Origin of the sequence: Treponema sp. (assembly GCF_017430385.1) — a bacterium.
GTDB lineage: Bacteria > Spirochaetota > Spirochaetia > Treponematales > Treponemataceae > Treponema_D.
In genome coordinates this window covers 1-18,052 of record NZ_JAFRNB010000117.1, presented here as the reverse complement: position 1 = coordinate 18,052, position 18,052 = coordinate 1, and the positions used below count along the sequence as shown (strand labels likewise).

General features: G+C 44.0%; 11 protein-coding genes. 4 read left to right on the top strand and 7 right to left on the bottom strand.

Features of this window, described 5'->3' with window-relative positions; all coding sequences use genetic code 11:
- Positions 1–15 precede the first annotated feature (15 nt).
- Positions 16–6,549: a SpiroCoCo family coiled-coil protein gene (locus tag IJJ71_RS08420; protein ID WP_296846386.1), complete on the top strand. Its 6,534-nt coding sequence runs from the start codon at positions 16–18 to the stop codon at positions 6,547–6,549.
- Positions 6,550–6,729: 180 nt separating this feature from the next.
- On the opposite strand, the gene ispF is transcribed toward IJJ71_RS08420, so the two are convergent.
- The 4 genes from ispF to IJJ71_RS08400 all read right to left on the bottom strand — a co-directional run bounded on the left by ispF (position 6,730) and on the right by IJJ71_RS08400 (position 9,873).
- A complete protein-coding gene (gene ispF, locus IJJ71_RS08415) occupies positions 6,730–7,209 on the bottom strand; it encodes a 2-C-methyl-D-erythritol 2,4-cyclodiphosphate synthase (RefSeq protein ID WP_296846385.1) in 480 nt (159 codons plus the stop codon).
- Positions 7,206–8,030, bottom strand: coding sequence for an IspD/TarI family cytidylyltransferase (locus IJJ71_RS08410; RefSeq protein WP_296846384.1), 825 nt, complete (start codon positions 8,028–8,030; stop codon positions 7,206–7,208). The genes ispF and IJJ71_RS08410 overlap by 4 nt, the downstream gene beginning before the upstream one ends.
- The gene (locus tag IJJ71_RS08405) at positions 7,948–8,634 is read right to left on the bottom strand and encodes a CarD family transcriptional regulator (RefSeq protein ID WP_296846383.1); all 687 of its coding nucleotides are present in this window, start codon (positions 8,632–8,634) and stop codon (positions 7,948–7,950) included. Before IJJ71_RS08405 ends, IJJ71_RS08410 begins: the two co-directional genes overlap by 83 nt.
- A gap of 84 nt (positions 8,635–8,718) precedes the next feature.
- The gene (locus IJJ71_RS08400) at positions 8,719–9,873 is read right to left on the bottom strand and encodes an SGNH/GDSL hydrolase family protein (protein WP_296846382.1); all 1,155 of its coding nucleotides are present in this window, start codon (positions 9,871–9,873) and stop codon (positions 8,719–8,721) included.
- A gap of 590 nt (positions 9,874–10,463) precedes the next feature.
- Here IJJ71_RS08400 and IJJ71_RS08395 point away from each other — a divergent pair.
- Positions 10,464–12,719, top strand: a complete 2,256-nt coding sequence (locus IJJ71_RS08395) for a DEAD/DEAH box helicase (RefSeq protein ID WP_296846381.1) — start codon at positions 10,464–10,466, stop codon at positions 12,717–12,719.
- Positions 12,720–12,858: 139 nt separating this feature from the next.
- On the opposite strand, the gene IJJ71_RS08390 is transcribed toward IJJ71_RS08395, so the two are convergent.
- On the bottom strand, positions 12,859–13,017 hold the full coding sequence (locus tag IJJ71_RS08390; RefSeq protein ID WP_296846380.1) for a helix-turn-helix domain-containing protein: 159 nt from the start codon (positions 13,015–13,017) through the stop codon (positions 12,859–12,861).
- Positions 13,018–13,159: 142 nt separating this feature from the next.
- Here IJJ71_RS08390 and IJJ71_RS08385 point away from each other — a divergent pair, with 142 nt between their 5' ends.
- Positions 13,160–14,773: a carboxylesterase/lipase family protein gene (locus IJJ71_RS08385; RefSeq protein ID WP_296846379.1), complete on the top strand. Its 1,614-nt coding sequence runs from the start codon at positions 13,160–13,162 to the stop codon at positions 14,771–14,773.
- A 103-nt stretch (positions 14,774–14,876) separates the two neighbouring features.
- Positions 14,877–17,039 carry a methyl-accepting chemotaxis protein gene (locus IJJ71_RS08380; protein ID WP_296846378.1) on the top strand — a complete coding sequence of 721 codons (2,163 nt, stop codon included), beginning with the start codon at positions 14,877–14,879 and terminating at the stop codon, positions 17,037–17,039.
- Here IJJ71_RS08380 and IJJ71_RS08375 read toward each other — a convergent pair.
- Both IJJ71_RS08375 and hisF read right to left on the bottom strand, forming a co-directional pair.
- Complete coding sequence (locus tag IJJ71_RS08375; protein WP_296846377.1) at positions 17,036–17,374, bottom strand: cupin domain-containing protein; 339 nt, start codon at positions 17,372–17,374, stop codon at positions 17,036–17,038. The two genes, IJJ71_RS08380 and IJJ71_RS08375, sit on opposite strands and share 4 nt — an antisense overlap.
- A gap of 165 nt (positions 17,375–17,539) precedes the next feature.
- The coding region (gene hisF, locus IJJ71_RS08370; protein ID WP_296846376.1) for an imidazole glycerol phosphate synthase subunit HisF at positions 17,540–18,052 on the bottom strand (513 nt) is incomplete at its 5' end.

Genomic DNA, 18,052 nt, shown 5'->3' with positions numbered 1-18,052 from the left:
TGGTGGGGATAAAAAGTGGAAGCTCTCTCAGTATTATTGTCTATTTTGGCGGCAGTTGCGGTTTCTTTTGTCATGAAAAAATTGGGTGGCGGAAATCCGACAAACGACAACATCCGTGTATTTGTTGAAAATAAAAAGAAAGAAATCGAGAAAATGTTCGAGGAGCGTGGTCAGCGCATGAACGCTCTTTCCGCAAGCCTTGAAACCCAGCAGGCTCAGGCTGTCGCAGCCGTAAATCGCCTTGAAGGTCAAATCGAAGAATTCAAAAAAGCCAGCTCAGAATTTGATAAGCAGTTTGATGCCGTAGATAATATCGGGCAAAAAATCGATGCTTATGGAAAAGTCCTCAACGAATTGATGGAAATGACTGAGAATGTCGAGGAAAATCTTCTCCGCCTCAAAAAAGAATCTTCCATTATCGACAAACTCAATTCACGGCTCAACGCGCAGGAAAAAGCTGTCGAGCGGCTTGATGCCGAAATTCCAAAAATCAGCGCAAATTTCGAAAAATACAACAACGAAAGTCTCAAACTCATCGGTACAAAACTTCTTGATCAGTACAAAGAGCAGGCAAAATCCCTCGAAGATGCTACAAGTGCGGCCGAAGCAAAGGCAAGCGAGCTTCTTAAGAACATAGAAAACGACATCCGAGAGGCATATCAGCAGGCAGTCAACCGCGCCAAAACTCTCGAAGATATGGCATTTGACCAGCTTGCAGAGTCTGCTGAGTCACGAAAAAATTCTGTCATTAAAATCATGGATGACCAGACCCGCCAGCTCGCAAATCAAATTGATTCTCAGGTTTTGGCCTCGCAGAAAGCCGGTGATGCAAGAATCGCCGAAGTTGAGCAGGAACTTAGGCAAAGACTTGCTGCAGTCACTGAAAATATCGGAAATGATGTTTCTCAGTTTAATCAGGACGCAACTCAGAAAATCAACGCAATCAAAGCGAATGTTGAGAACGAAGTTGCGAACTTTACGCAGAACGCAAATCAGAAAATCAGCACAGTCACGGCTGATGTTGAGTCTTCTGTTTCAAATCTTGCTCAGAGCACAACTGATAAAGTCAACGAAATCAAGACAAATGTCGAGAACAGCATTTCAGGTCTGTCTCAGGCAACCAGCGAAAAAGTCACTGCAATCAGGGAAACTGTCGAGAACGAAATCAATACTCTGGATTCTTCTGTCAAAGAAAAATCAAAGGCTCTCAATCAGCAGTTTGCTCAGGGCAATGCAGAAATCCGCCAGATGCTTCACGATGCGCTCAGTGCGGCAAAGGGCACGGCAAAGGAACTTGCTGCCGAATCAAGCAAAAACAGCAAGTCTCTTGAAGTTCTTCGGGAACGGTTCACCAAACTTGTCCAGCCTCTTCAAGAAAAATACGAAAATATTTACCAGAAAGCGATTGCAGACGCGGATGAAAAAGAAAAGGCCGCTTATGCTCACTGGCAGGAAATTTCTGACAATCATCTTACCGAATTCAAAACTCGTGTTGAAGAAAAAATCAACGGAATGCAGACAGAGGTTGTCGATCGGGTCAACAATTTTACTAACGGAATCTCAGAAAAGCAGACCGAAGTTGAGTCAAAAGTTTCTGGGCTTGTCGAGAGTGTTGAAACCCGCTTCTCAAATCTTTCTAACGGAATCGAAAGCAAATTCGAAGAGTTGCAAACCGATGTCATCACTAAATTTACGGGGCTTTCGGACGGAGTTGGCGTTAAGGTCACTGATTTGCAAAAAGACATGCTTTCAAAAATCACCAATTTGCAGGCTGAGGTCGATACAAAAGTCCTTGATTTGCACAATTCGGTTGAGACGAGCGTAAATGATATTCAGCGCGAAGTTAATGGAAGAGTTTCGAGCTTGCAGGGTGATGTTGATACAAGGGTTACAAATCTTACGCAGGGTGTCGAAACAAAAGTCAATGAGTTGCAGCAGGATGTTGTTACAAAAATCAGCAATTTGCAGGGTGAAGTTGATCAGAAGGTCAATGATATCGAGCAGTCTGTTCAGGGCAAAATCGCAGAACTCAACGGCACTATTGACGGCAAGGTAAATTCTGTTGTTCAGGCTGTCGAAGAGCGTGTCAGCGGACTTGATTATGATGTTGACGGCAAGGTAAACGAAATTGTCAGCGGTATCAACGAAAAAGTTGATTCTTTGCAGGGGCTTGTTGATTCAAAAGTTGACGGAATGGAAAGCCGTGTAAACGAAAAGGTATTCTCTCTTGAAAGTGCGGTTGATACAAAAATCAACGAGCTGGAACAGAAGGTTTCTGATAAGGTCGCTGATTTGGATGATATTGTTGAATATAAAGTCAGCGGAATCGAAGACACTGTAACTCAGAAGGTTGATGGCTTGCAGACAATGGTTGATTCAAAAGTCTCTGGCCTTGACAGCGGCGTTGTTCAGAAAGTCAACGATTTGCAGAATATGGTCGATTCAAAAGTTGCCGGCCTCGAAGACGGAGTTACACAGAAAGTCAACAGCTTGCAGAACATGGTTGAATCAAAGGTCGGCGGAATGGAATCCGGGGTCACTCAGAAAGTCTCGGATTTGCAGGATATGGTCGATTCAAGAGTTTCTGGCCTCGAAGATGGAGTTACGCAAAAAGTCAACAGCTTGCAGAATATGGTCAACTCTACGGTCACGCAGCTTGAGAATGGAGTTACCCAGCAGGTTTCAGATTTGCAGGAGAAGGTTGATTCAAGAGTTGCCGGCCTTGAAGACGGAGTTACGCAGAAAGTCAACGACTTGCAGAACATGGTTGAATCAAAGGTCGGCGGAATGGAATCCGGGGTTACACAGAAAGTCTTGGATTTGCAGGATATGGTCGAAACAAAAGTTGCCGGCCTCGAAGACGCAGTTGTCCAGAAGGTAAATGATTTGCAGACATTGGTTGATTCTAAAGTCGGTGTCATGGAGTCTGGAGTTACTCAGACCGTTTCAGATTTGCAGACATTGGTTGATTCAAAGGTCTCTGGCCTTGAAAACGGAGTTACGCAGAAAGTCAACGATTTGCAGTCAATGGTTGATTCTAAAGTTTCTGGCCTTGAAAACGGTGTCACTCAGAAAGTCACTGATTTGCAGACGATGGTTGATTCAAAAGTCACAGGTCTTGAAGAGGGCGTTACTCAGCAGGTTACTGATTTGCAGTCAAAGGTTGATACAAAAGTCTCTGTTCTTGATCAGGATGTTGCCCAGAAAGTCAACGATTTGCAGAATATGGTCGATTCAAAAGTTTCTGCTCTTGAAGGCGGAGTTACGCAGAAGGTCGGTGATTTGCAGAACATGGTTAATTCCACAGTCACAGGCCTTGAAGAAGGCGTTACCCAGCAGGTCAATGGTTTGCAGAACATGGTCGAGACGAAAGTTGCCGGCCTTGACGGTTCTGTTGCTGAAAAACTCCAGATTTTGCAGAATCTTGTCAACGGAAAATCTACCAGCCTTGAAGACGGTGTAGTCGCGAAAATCACAGATTTGCAGCAGCGTGTTGAAAATTCGGTTTCAAGCCTTGAAGGTCAGGTAAATGACCGCGTTGTTAATTTGCAGAATTTTGTTGAGGGGCGTGTAGGCGGCCTTGAAACTGGCGTAAAAGCAAAAGTAGATGAATTGCAGGGAATCGTTCAGCAGAAAGTAGGTGGTTTGCACAATCTCGTTGAATCAAAAGTTACGGTCATCGTTGACGGCGTTGCCAAAAAAGTTGCCGCCCTCGATGAAGAAGTCAACTCAAATGTTTCAAGACTCGACCAGGGCGTTGGCGAAAAAATGCAGCAGCTCCTTGATGCCGTCAACGGCAAGGTTTCTGAAATCCAGCAGGATGTCGTTGAGCGGGTTACAGGCTTGCAGAATGCGGTTGATACAAAAGTTTCTACAATGCAGGAAAGCGTTCAGCAGATTGTCGGTGATTTGGAAGAGCAGGTTGATACAAAAGTCACGACATTGCAAGAGAATGTTTCAGAAAAAGTTACCACCTTGCAGAATGATGTTGTCGAGAAAGTCACGAGCTTGCAGGATAATGTCATTGAAAGGGTATCAAACCTTCACAGCGAGGTTATCGGCAAGGTTGAAACTCTCGAAAATGAGGTTGAAACCAGAGTTTCTGCCCTTGAAGACAGCGTTGATACCCGCGTAAATGGTGCGAACGAAAAGGTAGAGGAAACTCTCAGCGAAGTTAAGCGAAATCTTGCGGAATCTACCGAAGGTGCTTCTGAGGCAGCTGCTACAATCACACAGACTGTTACGGCTGCTACGGATCAGCTCAATAATTTCAAATTGCAGTCTGACCAGCAGATTAAGGCAATCAACGAAATGCTCAAAGATATGCTCGAAAATATCGCGGCATCTTATGATACTAAAAAATCAGAGCTTTTCATTGCTGTTGACCGCCAGCTCGACGCATACCAAAAGGAAATGCAGTATCGCTTTGACAAGCTCGAAAAGACAAGTGCGGATGTTGATGGCCTTGAGCAAGAACTTAAGCAGGAACTTCTCAAAACTCAGGAAAGGGTTCTTACTGAATTCAATAAATTTACCGAAGAGCAGGCTGTCCGTCACAATCAGTTCCAGGATGCAATCAAGCAGGATTCTGAAATTACAGAGAAGCGACTCGTTGAGCTTGAAAGTTCACTCAAAGTTCTTGAGGAATCAGCGAGCACAAATGTCAGCCAGGCACTTGATGCGTTTGAAAAGAAATACGGTGAAGATTTGCGCCGTCGAAGCGAAGAGATTGATTCCAACATCGATTCTTGGCGGGAAAATTTCGATTCAAAAATGTCGATTTTGCAGTCAGATGAAGAAGAAAAACGCCGTCAAATCGAAGTCAAATATGCTGAAGATTTGCGCGCCCACACATCTGCATTGCAGGAAAAGACACGCGAAACTTTGGAACGATACGACACTCTTATAAAAAAGACCAATGAAGATTTGCAGACTCAGATTATCGAAGTTGAGCAGAAAATGCACGATTTCCGCGAGAAAAACCGTGCTGATTTGGATGCGGCAACAACCAATTCTGATTCGTACATCAAGGGCACACTCAAAACTTATGGCGAGCGTTTGAAGGAGCTTTTGGACAAATCAATTGATTCAAGTGCGGCAAAAATCACTGACCTTGAAATCGAGTTGCTCAACAAAAATGAGGCCAACAAGGCCAATATCGATGCAATGGTCGGCGAGTTTAGGGCATGGAGCACTCAGCTCAACAATCAGTTTGAGAATTCAAAGGCTTTGTACAGCTCAAAATTCGAGAATATCAATAAGAGTGCGGAGCAGGCACTTGCCGAGCTTAAATCAAAAATCGGCGGTGATTTTGAGGAATTCAAACGCTCTGCAAATTCTGAACAGGAAGAAATTTCTGCAAGCATTACCCAGCTCAAGGACATGGTTCAGGCTTCTGTTTCAAAATTCAAGGATGAATCCGAGAAAATTGTTGCGGAGCAAAAGAACGCATACAATAAGATTCTTAACGAGACTCAGGAGCGAATCAACACGCAGAATGCCGATTCAATCAATGCTGTCCGTGAAATTCAGAATCAGATTGCTCAGATGAAAGACCAGCTGGCAGAGCAGCAGGGCGCGACAATCATGCAGATGAACAACAATGCCGATGCTTTGCAGAGTCGTTTCAGCGCGATTGACAGTCAGGTAAAGACTTTTGAGGCACGAATGCAGATTTATCAAAAGGCTGATGAGTTGCAGGCCAGCCTTGAAAAGCAAATCGAAGGAATCAAGCGGGAACTTTCCCGAATTGAGAATTATCAGGCTGTCGTCAATGATTTGGAAGCTCAGTTCTCGAACATTCAGAAAATCAATGGCGAAATTGACCAGAAACTTGCGCGCTTCTCGGCTGAAAAAGGCCAGATTGATTCAATCGAGCGCGATTTCAACCGTTTGGTCTCTCTCAGTGATAACATGGATCAGAAAATCAGTGAATTGCAAACGACAAATTCTGATTTGCAGTCATTGCAGCTTACGGTCCGTGGATTCCACGAGTCACTTGATAAAATCTCTGACCGATGCAGTAACCTTGATAAAAAACAGGCCATTCTTGAGCAGATTTCTGGCGAAGTCGATAAAACTTTTGATAATCTCAAAGATGTCGAAGGCCGTCTCGACAAAATCCAGAGTCAGGCAGATAGTCTTCCGTCAACGATTACCGGAATTCAGTCAAGAATCGATGAAATTACTGAAAATTCAGGAAGAATCAACGATGCGATTGAGCAGATTACTTCTTTGCAGAAACTTCTTGAAGAGACAGAAAAACGCACCGAGCAGGTTCAGAAGGCAAAAGAAGGAATTGTTGAGACAGAAGCTCGCTTGAACAGAATGTCTCAGGAAATCACCGAGAAGTTTGATTTGCTTGAAAAAATGACCCGAAATGAAGTCGAGTCTAGCGGAACGGTTGGCATCGGAAACAGCCGCTTGACACCAAAAGACAAGGATCAAATTATTCAGCTCAAACGAATGGGTTGGACCGTAGAAGAAATCGCAAAACGATTGAAGCGAAGTATCGGTGAGATTGAAATGGTAATAGAAATGGGGTTGTAACCAAATTACATCCATGTAATTTTGGTTACATACGAGAAACTTCTATTCACCTAAAGGCAAACAGAAGTTTCTCTGGCTTTGTTGCCGCATCCGTGCGGCAGGCATTTTACTTTCCGTTTTTAGCTCCCCTTAAAAAGGGAGATTCCCCAAATAAATTATTTAACTTTCAACTTTCCGTTTTCAGTTTTCCGCTTCCAAAAGGCATACTGACCAGACTTCTACGGCTCGGCCTTGGCCTATGTCGCCTAGTTTTTCGCCGGTTTTTGCTTTTACGAAGATTTGTTCTTTTGAGACTTCGAGGATTTTTGCGATGGATTCACGCACTTGGTCTCGGAAGGGAAGAAATTTTGGTTTTTCAAGGGCGATTACGCAATCCAAGTTTCCGAGAACCCAGCCTGCGTTTCTTACATCATCCCAACATTTTTTGAGCAGCATGGCTGAGTCGGCATCTTTCCATTTTGGATCTGATGGCGGAAAATATGAGCCGATGTCTCCCAAGCCTGCAGCACCTAAAAGTGCATCCGTGATTGCATGAAGAAGCACATCGCCGTCTGAATGGCCATCCTCTCCCTTTTCAAAAGGAAGAACAACACCACCAAGAATCAGCTTGCGCCCTTCGGTGAGAACATGCTTGTCATAGCCTAATCCGACTCGAATCATAGCATTTTAAGGTCTTCGGGATATGTGATTTTCTTGTTTTCTGGATCACCCAAGACGACTTTTACGCGGGAAAAATTTTTGCGTTTTGAGATATATTCATCCCAAATTTCGGTGTCATCTGTGTAAGTTTTCTTGTTTTCCTCGGCAAGTCTGTGAGCTTCAAGAATCGGCTCAAACTGGAAAACTTGTGGTGTCTGGACTGCGGTGAGGCTTGAGCGGACAAGATGCTTAACGATGAAGCCGTTTTCATCAATCTTTTTTTGAGTTTCTGTTGGCTGTAAGCCTGGAACTGCCGCACCAAATTCGAGAGCTGCACGGTATGTAAGCTCAACTGTTTCTGATTTGAGGAAAGGCCTTGCTCCGTCATGAATGAAGACCAATGAGCAGTCAGGATTTTTTTCGCTGATTGCTTCAAGAGCATCGTGTACTGATTCCTGGCGAGATTTGCCACCAGGAATAAAGATGAAATCAGCCTTGTAATTTTTGACAAAATCATCGGCAAACAAAGATTCTTTTGATTTTTGTTCGTTTGCCTTTAATTCTTCTGGATTGTCGGAACGAGGATAAGTAACAACGATTGTGCTGAATTTGAGCGTGGACAAAAATGCTTTTGCCGCACAAGAAAGCACCGTGCCACCGTCCATGGCAAGATATTCCTTTTTGATTTTTGAGCCAGTTTTGTCAAAACCAATTCGGGCAGAACTGCCCGCCGCCACAAGAATCAGCGCAAGTTCATCGTTATTCGTCATCGTCATCATCCATGTCATCGCCAGAATCAGCTTCATCTGAATCATCATCGTCATCAGAATCATCTGATTCATCTGTATCATCAGTTTCGTCCGAATCTGACTCGTTCATTTCATCGCCAAATTCGTCGTCATCGTCATCGTCATCGATAATAGGTGATTTTTTTGCAACCATTGCCCCAAGAGGCTCAAGTTTTGCATGAAGCATTGCTTCGATTTCTTTTGAAGGCTTTCCGAGGGCGAATGCAATTTCGTCTTCAAGGAGTTTTTTGGCATTGTCGTAAAGTTTTCGTTCCAAAATTGGAAGTTCCTTGACCTTGGAACGGTGATACAGACATCGGACAATGCTAACGATGTCAAAAATGCTGCCTTTTTTAAGCAAATCAAGATTCTGCTGATAGCGCAACTTCCAGTCAGAAGTTACAGGCTCCATTTCCTGTCCAAGAATTTCAAGTGCTTTTTCGGCATCTTCTGCGCCTACGATTGGACGAATACCAATCATTGCTGCATTTGCCACTGGAATCATGACAATCATGTCGGAAACTTCGAGATAAATTTTGTAGTATTTTACGGTTTTATCACCGACTTTCTTTTCGAAAATATCTTTGATTTGTCCGACACCCTGACTTGGGTAAACAACGCGCTGGTCTACAGCGAATTCAATGTTTTCTTCACTCATATTTTACTATTATATCACAAAAACGCGTAATAGTGAATAGAAAATATTTGCTGGAAAAAATTTGAGTGATTGTCTGAAGAAAAATTAAATTAGATTTTCTGGAACTGCATCGGCCATGAGCTGGCAGGCTTTGTCGCTCGGATGAAGATGGTCGCCTGAATCACAGCCAGGTGCAAAAGCTTTGGGATTTTGCGGGTCACAAACGGCTTTGTCAAAATCTACGCAGCCGTCAAAAGCTTTTGAAGTTCTGAGCCATTCGTTAAATTCTTTTCGGACAAGTTCACGGTCTTCGGTGTAAGTTCGCCAGCCATAAATAGGGAGCAAGGTTGCGCTCCACACCTTTAGACCCATTTTCTTTGCAGGCTCGATGTATAATTTTTTTACCCCGTCGATTAAATCCTGCACGCTCGGCATGTCGCTCCACGGTCGGAATTTATTTACTTCGACTCCAACCGGGTGAATTATGTCGTTGATTCCGTGGTGGATTATGATTGCGCTTGCTCCGGCGGCATTTGTTTCGATTGGAAAGCGGGTTGCGCCTTTTAAACCATAAGCCTGATATGTGATGCAGTCGTACTGTCGAAGAATTCGGGTTCCGCAAACAGCACGGCGGATGATTGAAACATTGCCTCTACCGTTTTTGAAAGCCTTTTCAGCAAGAAGATTCGGCCAGTCCAGACAGGTGATTGAGTCTCCGTAACAGATTAGCGCGTGATTTTTTTCTTCGGTGAGGATGTCGATTGTGTTCAAAAAATAGAAGATATTTGTCGCCATTGAAAGGTCGTCTGGTAAGTCTTTTGACTCGGCATAGTCTCCATAAGCAAAATAGCCTTTTTCAAGACCTGTAAGAAGGGCTGTTCCTGCGTTCATTTGTGTAAAATCTGCAAAATACATGCTGACTTCAATTGTGTCGCCCGCACTTACATCAAAAGGAAGCTCGTCACTTTCAATTTCTTGGCCAACTGGGATTGTGAAGCTTTTTGACGAATCTTTTGTGATGGCAAGCGGCTTGTATTCAGTTTCGCCACTTTTTGCACAGAAGGCTTTGGTGACTTTTACATCTTCGGTGCCAGTGAGATTTGAAAATCGGAAACGGAGTTTTGAGCCGTTGAAGCACATTTTAACCGGGTATCGCAAGGTGAGGTCTTTTGAATATGTGATTTCAGTTCGCTTTGTGATTGAAGTGGCCATGCCCCAGCAAGCAACCCATTTTGTGTATTCAGAATTATTAAGTGTCATTTTGTTCGTTCCTTTCTCAAAAGTCAGTTTGATTGTGCTATTATACAGATTTCCTCAATCTATGCCCATAGAAGTGTTTAAGAGCGACAGGGGCTCCGCATTATAAGCGATTTTATATTGAAAATGGCGCAAAGGAGCGAAACGGCTTACGGAAACACTCGTTTTGTGCTGCCGCGAGAGCGGCAAACGTATATAGTTTCAAACACAAAACGCGTGTAGCATGCTAGCATGCGTTTCCGATAAGCCGTTATCACGACTGGAAGCCATTTTTAGACAAAGCCTATAAATTGAAAACTCGCCTGAGCTTTGCTCACTGCGATGTTTGATTTTGGGTTCCCGATGGGAGCCGTTTTTTGATACAGCCAGTAAATTTCAAAATTCGCTTTTAAATCTGATAATCTTTGCGAAATATTCAAAAAATTGCTTGCATTTTCAAAATAATTCCGATATAGTAGAAACCATTCTTAGGGAAGCAGAGGGCTTCCAATTTCTATGCGTGCTCACGCTTTTGTTTTCGCACAATAAAAATCCACTTACAGTACAGATTTTGCGATTCCCAAAGGCAAAGAACACGCCACAGGGGAACACAAATGGAAAAACAGGAATTTGACGGCACAGCTGTCATCAATGGGAAAACTGTCTCTAATGCAGTTTCAGGGGAAAATGTCGTTTCTAAAGAATCAGCTGACATTTCAAACGAAGAGCCAAAATCACAGCTCGAAAATTATATCGATAATTTAGACCGCGATTTTACGGACGACACTTCGGCTTCGCTCAGTGAGCAGGAAGAAGATTTTGATGATGAAGCAGACGATTCGGAAGATTCAGAGGAAGAAGACGACGGTGAGATTTCTTTCGCAGACCTGGGCCTTGACGAAACTGTTCTTGCCGCAATCGAAAAGAAAGGATTTAAACATCCGTCACCAATTCAGGTGCTTGCAATTCCACGCCTTTTGAACGGAGACGCAAACATCATCGCAAAAGCTCGAACAGGTACAGGTAAAACAGCTGCATTCGGTTTGCCAATCGTTCAGCGAGTTCACGAAGAAAGCGATCATGTTCGCGCACTCATCCTGGAACCAACCCGCGAGCTTGCCATTCAGACTTGCAATGAGCTTCAGACTTTCACAAGCGGAAAATATCCACGAACAACTGTTTTGTACGGTGGAGCAAGTTACCGTGACCAGATTCGCGACCTCAAACGCGGTTGCGAAATCGTAGTCGGAACACCAGGCCGAATCCAGGATCACCTGGAGCGCGGAACTCTCAAACTTGATCAGATTGACTATTTTATCCTTGACGAAGGCGATGAAATGCTCGACATGGGCTTTATCGACGACATCGAGCACATTTTTGAGCAAGCAAAACCAGACGCACGAATCTTGCTTTTCAGTGCGACAATGCCAAAACCAATTCTTCGCATCGCAGAGCAGTTCATGGGCGACTATGAAATCTGTGAAGAAGAAGGATTTGTTGAAGAACCGCTTTTGATCGATCAGAAGTACTGGTTTATCCGGGAGAGCGACAAAATTGAGGCACTTGTCCGAATCATCGACATGAGCCCGAATTTCTACGGTCTTGTTTTCACACAGACAAAGAACGACGCTGACAATGTAACAAAAATGCTCGACGAAAAGGGATACGATGTTGCGGCTTTGCACGGTGACATTCCTCAGGGGCAGCGCGAGAAGATTCTTGCCCGCTTCCGAAGCCGAAAGACCCGTGTTCTCGTTGCTACAGATGTTGCTGCCCGCGGTATCGATATCAACGGACTTTCTCATGTCGTAAACTATTCTCTTCCTTATGACGGAGCAACTTATATTCACCGAATCGGTCGTACAGGACGAGCTGGAACAAGCGGAACTGCAATCACATTTGTCCGACCGGAAGAGCGACGAAAGCTTGAGTTCCTTAAAAACACTGTTCGAAAGGCAGCAAAAGGTGAGTTGAACGAAGAAGAAGTTCCATCAGTAAAGAAAGTTCTCGAAGTAAAACGCGAGCGCATGCTGGATACTCTCAAAGTTCAGCTCGGACTTATGCGTGACCCGGCTGATGTTAAGGACGGTGTTGTTTACATCGGTGGCGGAAAGGCACAGGTTGAAGGCGAAGACCTTTCAAAGCAGGATGATTTCGTTCCAGAGCTTAAAGATGTTGATGCAATCTACACAAAAATGGCCGCTGAGCTTTGCGAAGGACAGGATGCCGAGAAAGTTCTGGCTGGAATTTTGAGCGTAACTTACGGAAAATCACTCGATGAATCACACTACGGTGACATCACACCAATCCGACCAAAAGGCGACAGATTTGGTGACCGTGGCGGAAGAAGAGGCGAGCGTGGAATGGGAGGCCGTCGTGACCGATTTGAAGGCGAAGACCGAAGCGACCAGAAGCGACTTTTCATCCAGCTCGGACGAAGAGACGGATACAACGCACGCGGAATCGCAGATTATTTCAGCGATTTGCTTAATATTCCTGGAAAAATGGTTGACCGAATCGATGTTTCAACAAACTTCTCTTTGGTCAGCTTGCCAATCGAAAGCGCAAACAAGGTTCTTGACCTTTCACAGAGCGGAAAAATCCCTCATGTTCATGTAGATTCAAAGGGCGGAAACGGTGGCGGCCGAAGAAGAGACCGCGACTTTGACGACTTTGGTGGAAGAGACCGAGGATTTGGCGGTCGCCGAGACCGTGGTGGCTTTGGTCGTGACCGAGGTTTTGGAAGAGACCGTGATCGCGGATTTGGCGGAAGAGACCACGACCGTGGCTTTGGTCGCAAGACACACGCGCAGACCGAGCGAAACGGAGCGTCTTCTTACAGAAAATCTAGCCGTAAGGATGAATTCTAATTGATAAGATTGCCCCACAGACTAAAATTGTGGGGCAATTTTTTTTTATTTATCTCTTCTTTTTTCCTCTTCAAGCAGGTTATTTATATTCGTTCGTTCGATTTCTGAAAAATCACTTTCAGAGAAATTTGGATTCTCCTTATAAGGTGGGTTCCAGTTTTCTTCCGGTAATTTGCTTTCCGCTCTCAATTCTTGAAAGTGTCGAGACTGCGCATAAGCCATCGCACAGTTCTTCTTGTGAAATATTGTATCGAATACGAAATTCTTTTATAACGCCACCAACAATGTAAGTTTCCATATTATAATTTTATAGCGACTTTTTTGATTTTTTAAGTGTTTATTCTTAAAAAGTGATTATTGTTTTAAGTACTGATGACTTTCGTTAAAATCTCCGACAAATTCTTTCCCTTTTCCATATTTATCACTTATAATTAATCCTTATGAAAGCTGCTCTTTTCCTCGCTGTGATTTTTATTTCTGTTTCGTTTCTTGTTGCTTGTGCTAGTACCAAAAAGGCGACGAATCCTGTGCGTGTGAAAAATCCACGCCAAACTGATGTCGTGCATGTTACTGGTGGCGATATTCAGGGAATTCTTAACGATGCGGGAACTGTTGAAATCTATGCGGGCATTCCTTTCGCGGCTCCGCCTGTTGGTGAATTGCGGTGGAAAGAGCCGGCTGATGTGATTCCGTGGAGCGGTGTCTTAAAGACCGACCATTTTGCTCCAATGGCCATGCAAAATCAGATGGGCAGATTCATGAATTTCCTGTTCAACTTGTACACTCATCAGGAAACTAGCCGTACTTACAAGGCTCCGATGAGCGAGGATTGCCTTTATCTGAATGTGTGGAAGCCTGCTCCAAAAAAATCTGCTGAAAATCCAGATTCTCCTCTTCCAGTCCTTGTTTACATTCACGGTGGTGCGCTAACGAGCGGACAAAGCTGGTTTGAAAGCTATGATGGCGAAAATCTTGCGAAAAATGGAATTATTGTCGTGACCGTCGCATACCGAGTCGGCATCTTCGGCTACTTTGCGGACTCAGACTTGGCCAAAGAAAGCCCGAACGGAACTACAGGAAATTACGGTCTCTTGGACCAGATTAAAGCCCTGGACTGGGTTCGTAAGAATATTGCTTCGTTTGGCGGAGATCCAGGCAACATCACGATTGCTGGTGAGTCCGCCGGTTCTTCTTCCGTGAACGCAATTTGCGCCAGCCCTCTCACAAAAGGATTTTTCCGCCGTGCGATTGCAGAAAGCTCCTCTATAATAGAAGAAAAACCTCTGCACTCTTTCCGAACGATGGACGATGCCTTAAAAATGGGAGCGGACATCAAAAAAGAATTCAAAGTATCTTCTGTAGCACAACTTCGCAAAATCAAGGCGAAAAAGCTCCTGAAATCAAAATATCAGAACAACTCAATAACGGTTGACGGCTACGCTCTAAAAGAAACGCCATTCCAGACTTATCAAAAAGGCGAGAATCACGAGGAAGCCCTTCTGAACGGATTCAACAAAAGCGAGGGCGCGGCATTCACTTTCTTCACAAAAGTCAACAAAAAAAATCTTGCAGAAATTTTAAGACCAACTTTTAAAGAGCGGACACAAGAATTTTTTGAAAAGAATCCTGTAAAAGACGACAAGGAAGCAAAAGCCCTGTACAACGACATTTTTTCTGCTTTGTGCTTCACAAGGCCACACGCCACATGGTCAAAAGCTGTCAGCGGGCAAAAAAAGCCTGTTTGGGAATATTATTTCAGCAAGGAAAACGGAGAAATCGGCTCGAATCACTCTGGCGAGCTAATTTATGCCTACAGAAATGTTCCACGCAACAAAAAATACAATTCATCGGATTATGAGCTTGAAGAAATCATGAGTTCATATTGGATAAATTTCGTAAAGACTGGAAACCCGAACGGCACGGACACAAAAGGCCGTCCGCTCCCGCTCTGGCAAGAATTCAGCGAAAGTGGCGGCAAAGTATTGGAATTGGGCGAAAACTGCCTTATGACAGAAGATCCGTTCGCCTATATTTACGATTATTGCTCCGATTAGCAGCTCTGATAACCACTCCTTGCAAAAAAAATTTGCAAAACTAAACTTATCGATTATAATTTTTATTTAAGGTTATTTTTTAGTTTTACAAGAGAGGTTATGTATGAAAAAATTCAGAGTAACAGTATTCTCAAAAATTATTTTTGGAGTTACGGCCACTACAATCATACTTCTGCTTGCTTTCGGTGCTATTATCTATTCCAAAATGAAAACAATCGACAAGGAAGCCTTTGAGAATTCCTTCAAGAATATCATTTCCGAGGTTGATGTTGCAATCGAAAACTATTTTGAAAGTTTCGATACTTTCTCAAATTCCTTTGCAAGAATTGAATTGGTCAGCCGCCCGGATGACAGCATCACTTCCTATGTTGATAAATCTGATCCAAGCGGTAAAATCCCGGTTGATCCCGAAAAATTCGGCAGCTACGAGCGTTCTGTTTACGAACTGTGCAAAACTTTTACCGAAGAAAAGCCTGAAATTACAGGAATTTCAATTTCTCTCGAATCAAATGGTGCGTATGTCCGATATCCTCATGAGCCCAGGCCAAACGGCTATGATGCCCGCACCCGCTCATGGTACAAAAATGCAAAGAACAACAATGGCAAGACTTTTATTTCCAATGTATACACGACGGCTTTGGGCGGAAGGGTTATCGTCGCATCAAAATTCTTCAATGACACAAACGGAAAGCCTCGCGGTGTCGTCGCAACAGACATCAAATTTGATTATCTCGATTCTTTGATGAAGGCATTTAAAAAGAACAAAACTGATTTGTCATTCATCATTCTTGATAACAGTGGAAACATTGTCCTGAACCAGCTTGACCCTGCGACTGAGTTTACAAAACTTGAAACGCTTGAATTAAAACAGCTGGAAAATTTCAAGCACGGGGACAGAATCACATTTGTTGCTTCGTACAAAGGCATCGATTATGAATTCTCGTCAATTTCTTCCGAAAATAAGTACGTTGGGCTGGACTATCTTGTTGCGGCCCCTCTTTCCTATATAAATCGTGCGAATAACATAGTTCTTTCTGTGATTATTGTTGTTCTCATTTTTTCAATAATTATTTGCAGTCTCGGAGCGTTCTTCCTTGCAAAAAAAATCACGATGCCGTTGAATTCTTCCGTCTCGATTCTCAAAGATATTTCTGAAGGTGATGGCGATTTGACGGAGCGCCTTCCAATGCATGGAAATGACGAACTCAGCGATCTTGCCTTCTATTTCAACAAGACTATCGAAAAAATCAGTATGCTTGTCGGCTCAATCAAAAAAGAATCACAGGTAATGGATTCTGTTGCTTCGGATCTTTCCGTAAACATGAGTGAGACAACTAGTGCGGTTCAAAAAATCGACGAAAATGTAATCCTCATAAAAAATCAGATAGGAATTCAAAAAACTGATGTCGCCCAGACTTCCGAAATGATGAAGCGAATCTCCGAGAACATCGAAATGCTTAGCTCAAACATCGATGCGCAGTCTCTAAGCGTTTCTCAAGGCTCAAGTGCGATTGAAGAGATGGTCGCAAATATCCGCTCCGTGACAAATATTCTTGATAAAAACGCTTTGTCGGTCAAGGAACTCACAGATTCGGCAGAAAAAGGCCGTGAAGTCGTACGAAAGACAGTAGAGCTGACTGATAAAATTTTTGAGGATTCAGACGGATTGCTCGAAGCTTCAAATGTTATTACAAATATCGCGACCCAGACAAATCTTTTAGCTATGAATGCGGCTATTGAGGCTGCCCACGCCGGTGAAGTAGGAAAGGGCTTCGCGGTCGTTGCAGGTGAAATCCGTAAGCTGGCGGAAGATTCAAATGTTCAGGGCAAAAAGATTTCAGATGCGCTCTCAAGCCTTAAGAATTTGATTTCCGATGTTTCTACTTCATCAAGGCACATTCGCGATCAGTTTGAGAAAATCTTCAGTAATACGCAGGAAGTTTCGTCTAAGGAATCTGTAATTAAGTCTGCTATGGATGAACAAACTGCGGGCAGCCAGCAGATTTTGAATGTAATTCATGACATAAATAGTCACACAGACAGCGTAAAGAACGGAATCACCGAAATGAGCAAGGACGGTCACAGTGCTCTGGTTGAAATCGAAAAACTCGCCGGTGTGTCAGTAGAAATTGCCGGAAATATGGATAAAATTTCTTCTGAAATAAGCGAGATTACAAATTCAGTCTCAGATGTGAACGAACTTTCTCAGCGTAACAAGGATTCAATCGGCAAAGTAACGACTGAAATCAACAAGTTCAAGATTTAGTCTTTTAAAAAATCCTTGCGGTACGGATTGAAAATATCTAGCAAAACACCGGCTTCAAGGCAAACGCATCCGTGAACGACATCGTTTGTTTTGAGCATGGTGTCGCCTTTCTGCACGATTTTTTTTACACCGTCAATTTCAAACTCAAATTTCCCGCTCACGATGTATGTAATCTGTGTGTGCGGATGATGATGAAGCGAGCCGACCGCGCCTTTTTCAAAAGTGTTCTCCACGCACATCAAGTCGTCGCTGTAAGCAAGAACCCGGCGGGTCACGCCATTTCCTGCATCCTGAGCCTCAACATCCTTGTAAAATACCCATCTGTCGTTTTTCATAAAATTCTCCTTTTAATTTGGGGGCTGCCGCTTCGCGGCCGGGTGTTACGCAGCTCACTAACGCTCGGTCGCTTTGCGACTGCCTCCGGCACTGCTCCATACCCTAGCCCATGCGAGCAACGCAAGTGGCGGGTACTGTGTTCGAAGCGTAGCTTCAAACGCGACTTATAGCCTTACTGGAACGCCGAGCTTGTCCAAATCGCGTTTGATTCCGTCTACTGTGTAGCCCATTGAGTGAACCATGCTCGCAATGAGTGCTGCATCAGCTTTGCCCTGAGTGAGAACGTCTGCAAGGTGCTGTGGAGTGCCGCCGCCGCCCGAAGCAATTACCGGAACGCTGACATTTTCTGCAATCATTTTTGTGACGGTAAGCTCGTAGCCCTGACGAACGCCGTCCGCGTCAATTGAATTGAGGACGATTTCGCCTGCACCGAGAGAGACTGCTTTTTTTGCCCATTCGAGCGCGTCCAAGTCAGTTTTGACACGGCCGCCGTTGATGTAAACCCGGTAGCCGCTTGGCATTTCGGCATCTTTTGCGGCATCCATTCCAAGAACGATGCACTGATTTCCGAAAATTCTGGCTCCTTCACGAATCAAATTAGGATTTTTGACAGCCTGTGAGTTGAGGGAGATTTTTTCGGCACCCGCAAGAATTGTCGAGCGGATGTCTTCGATTGT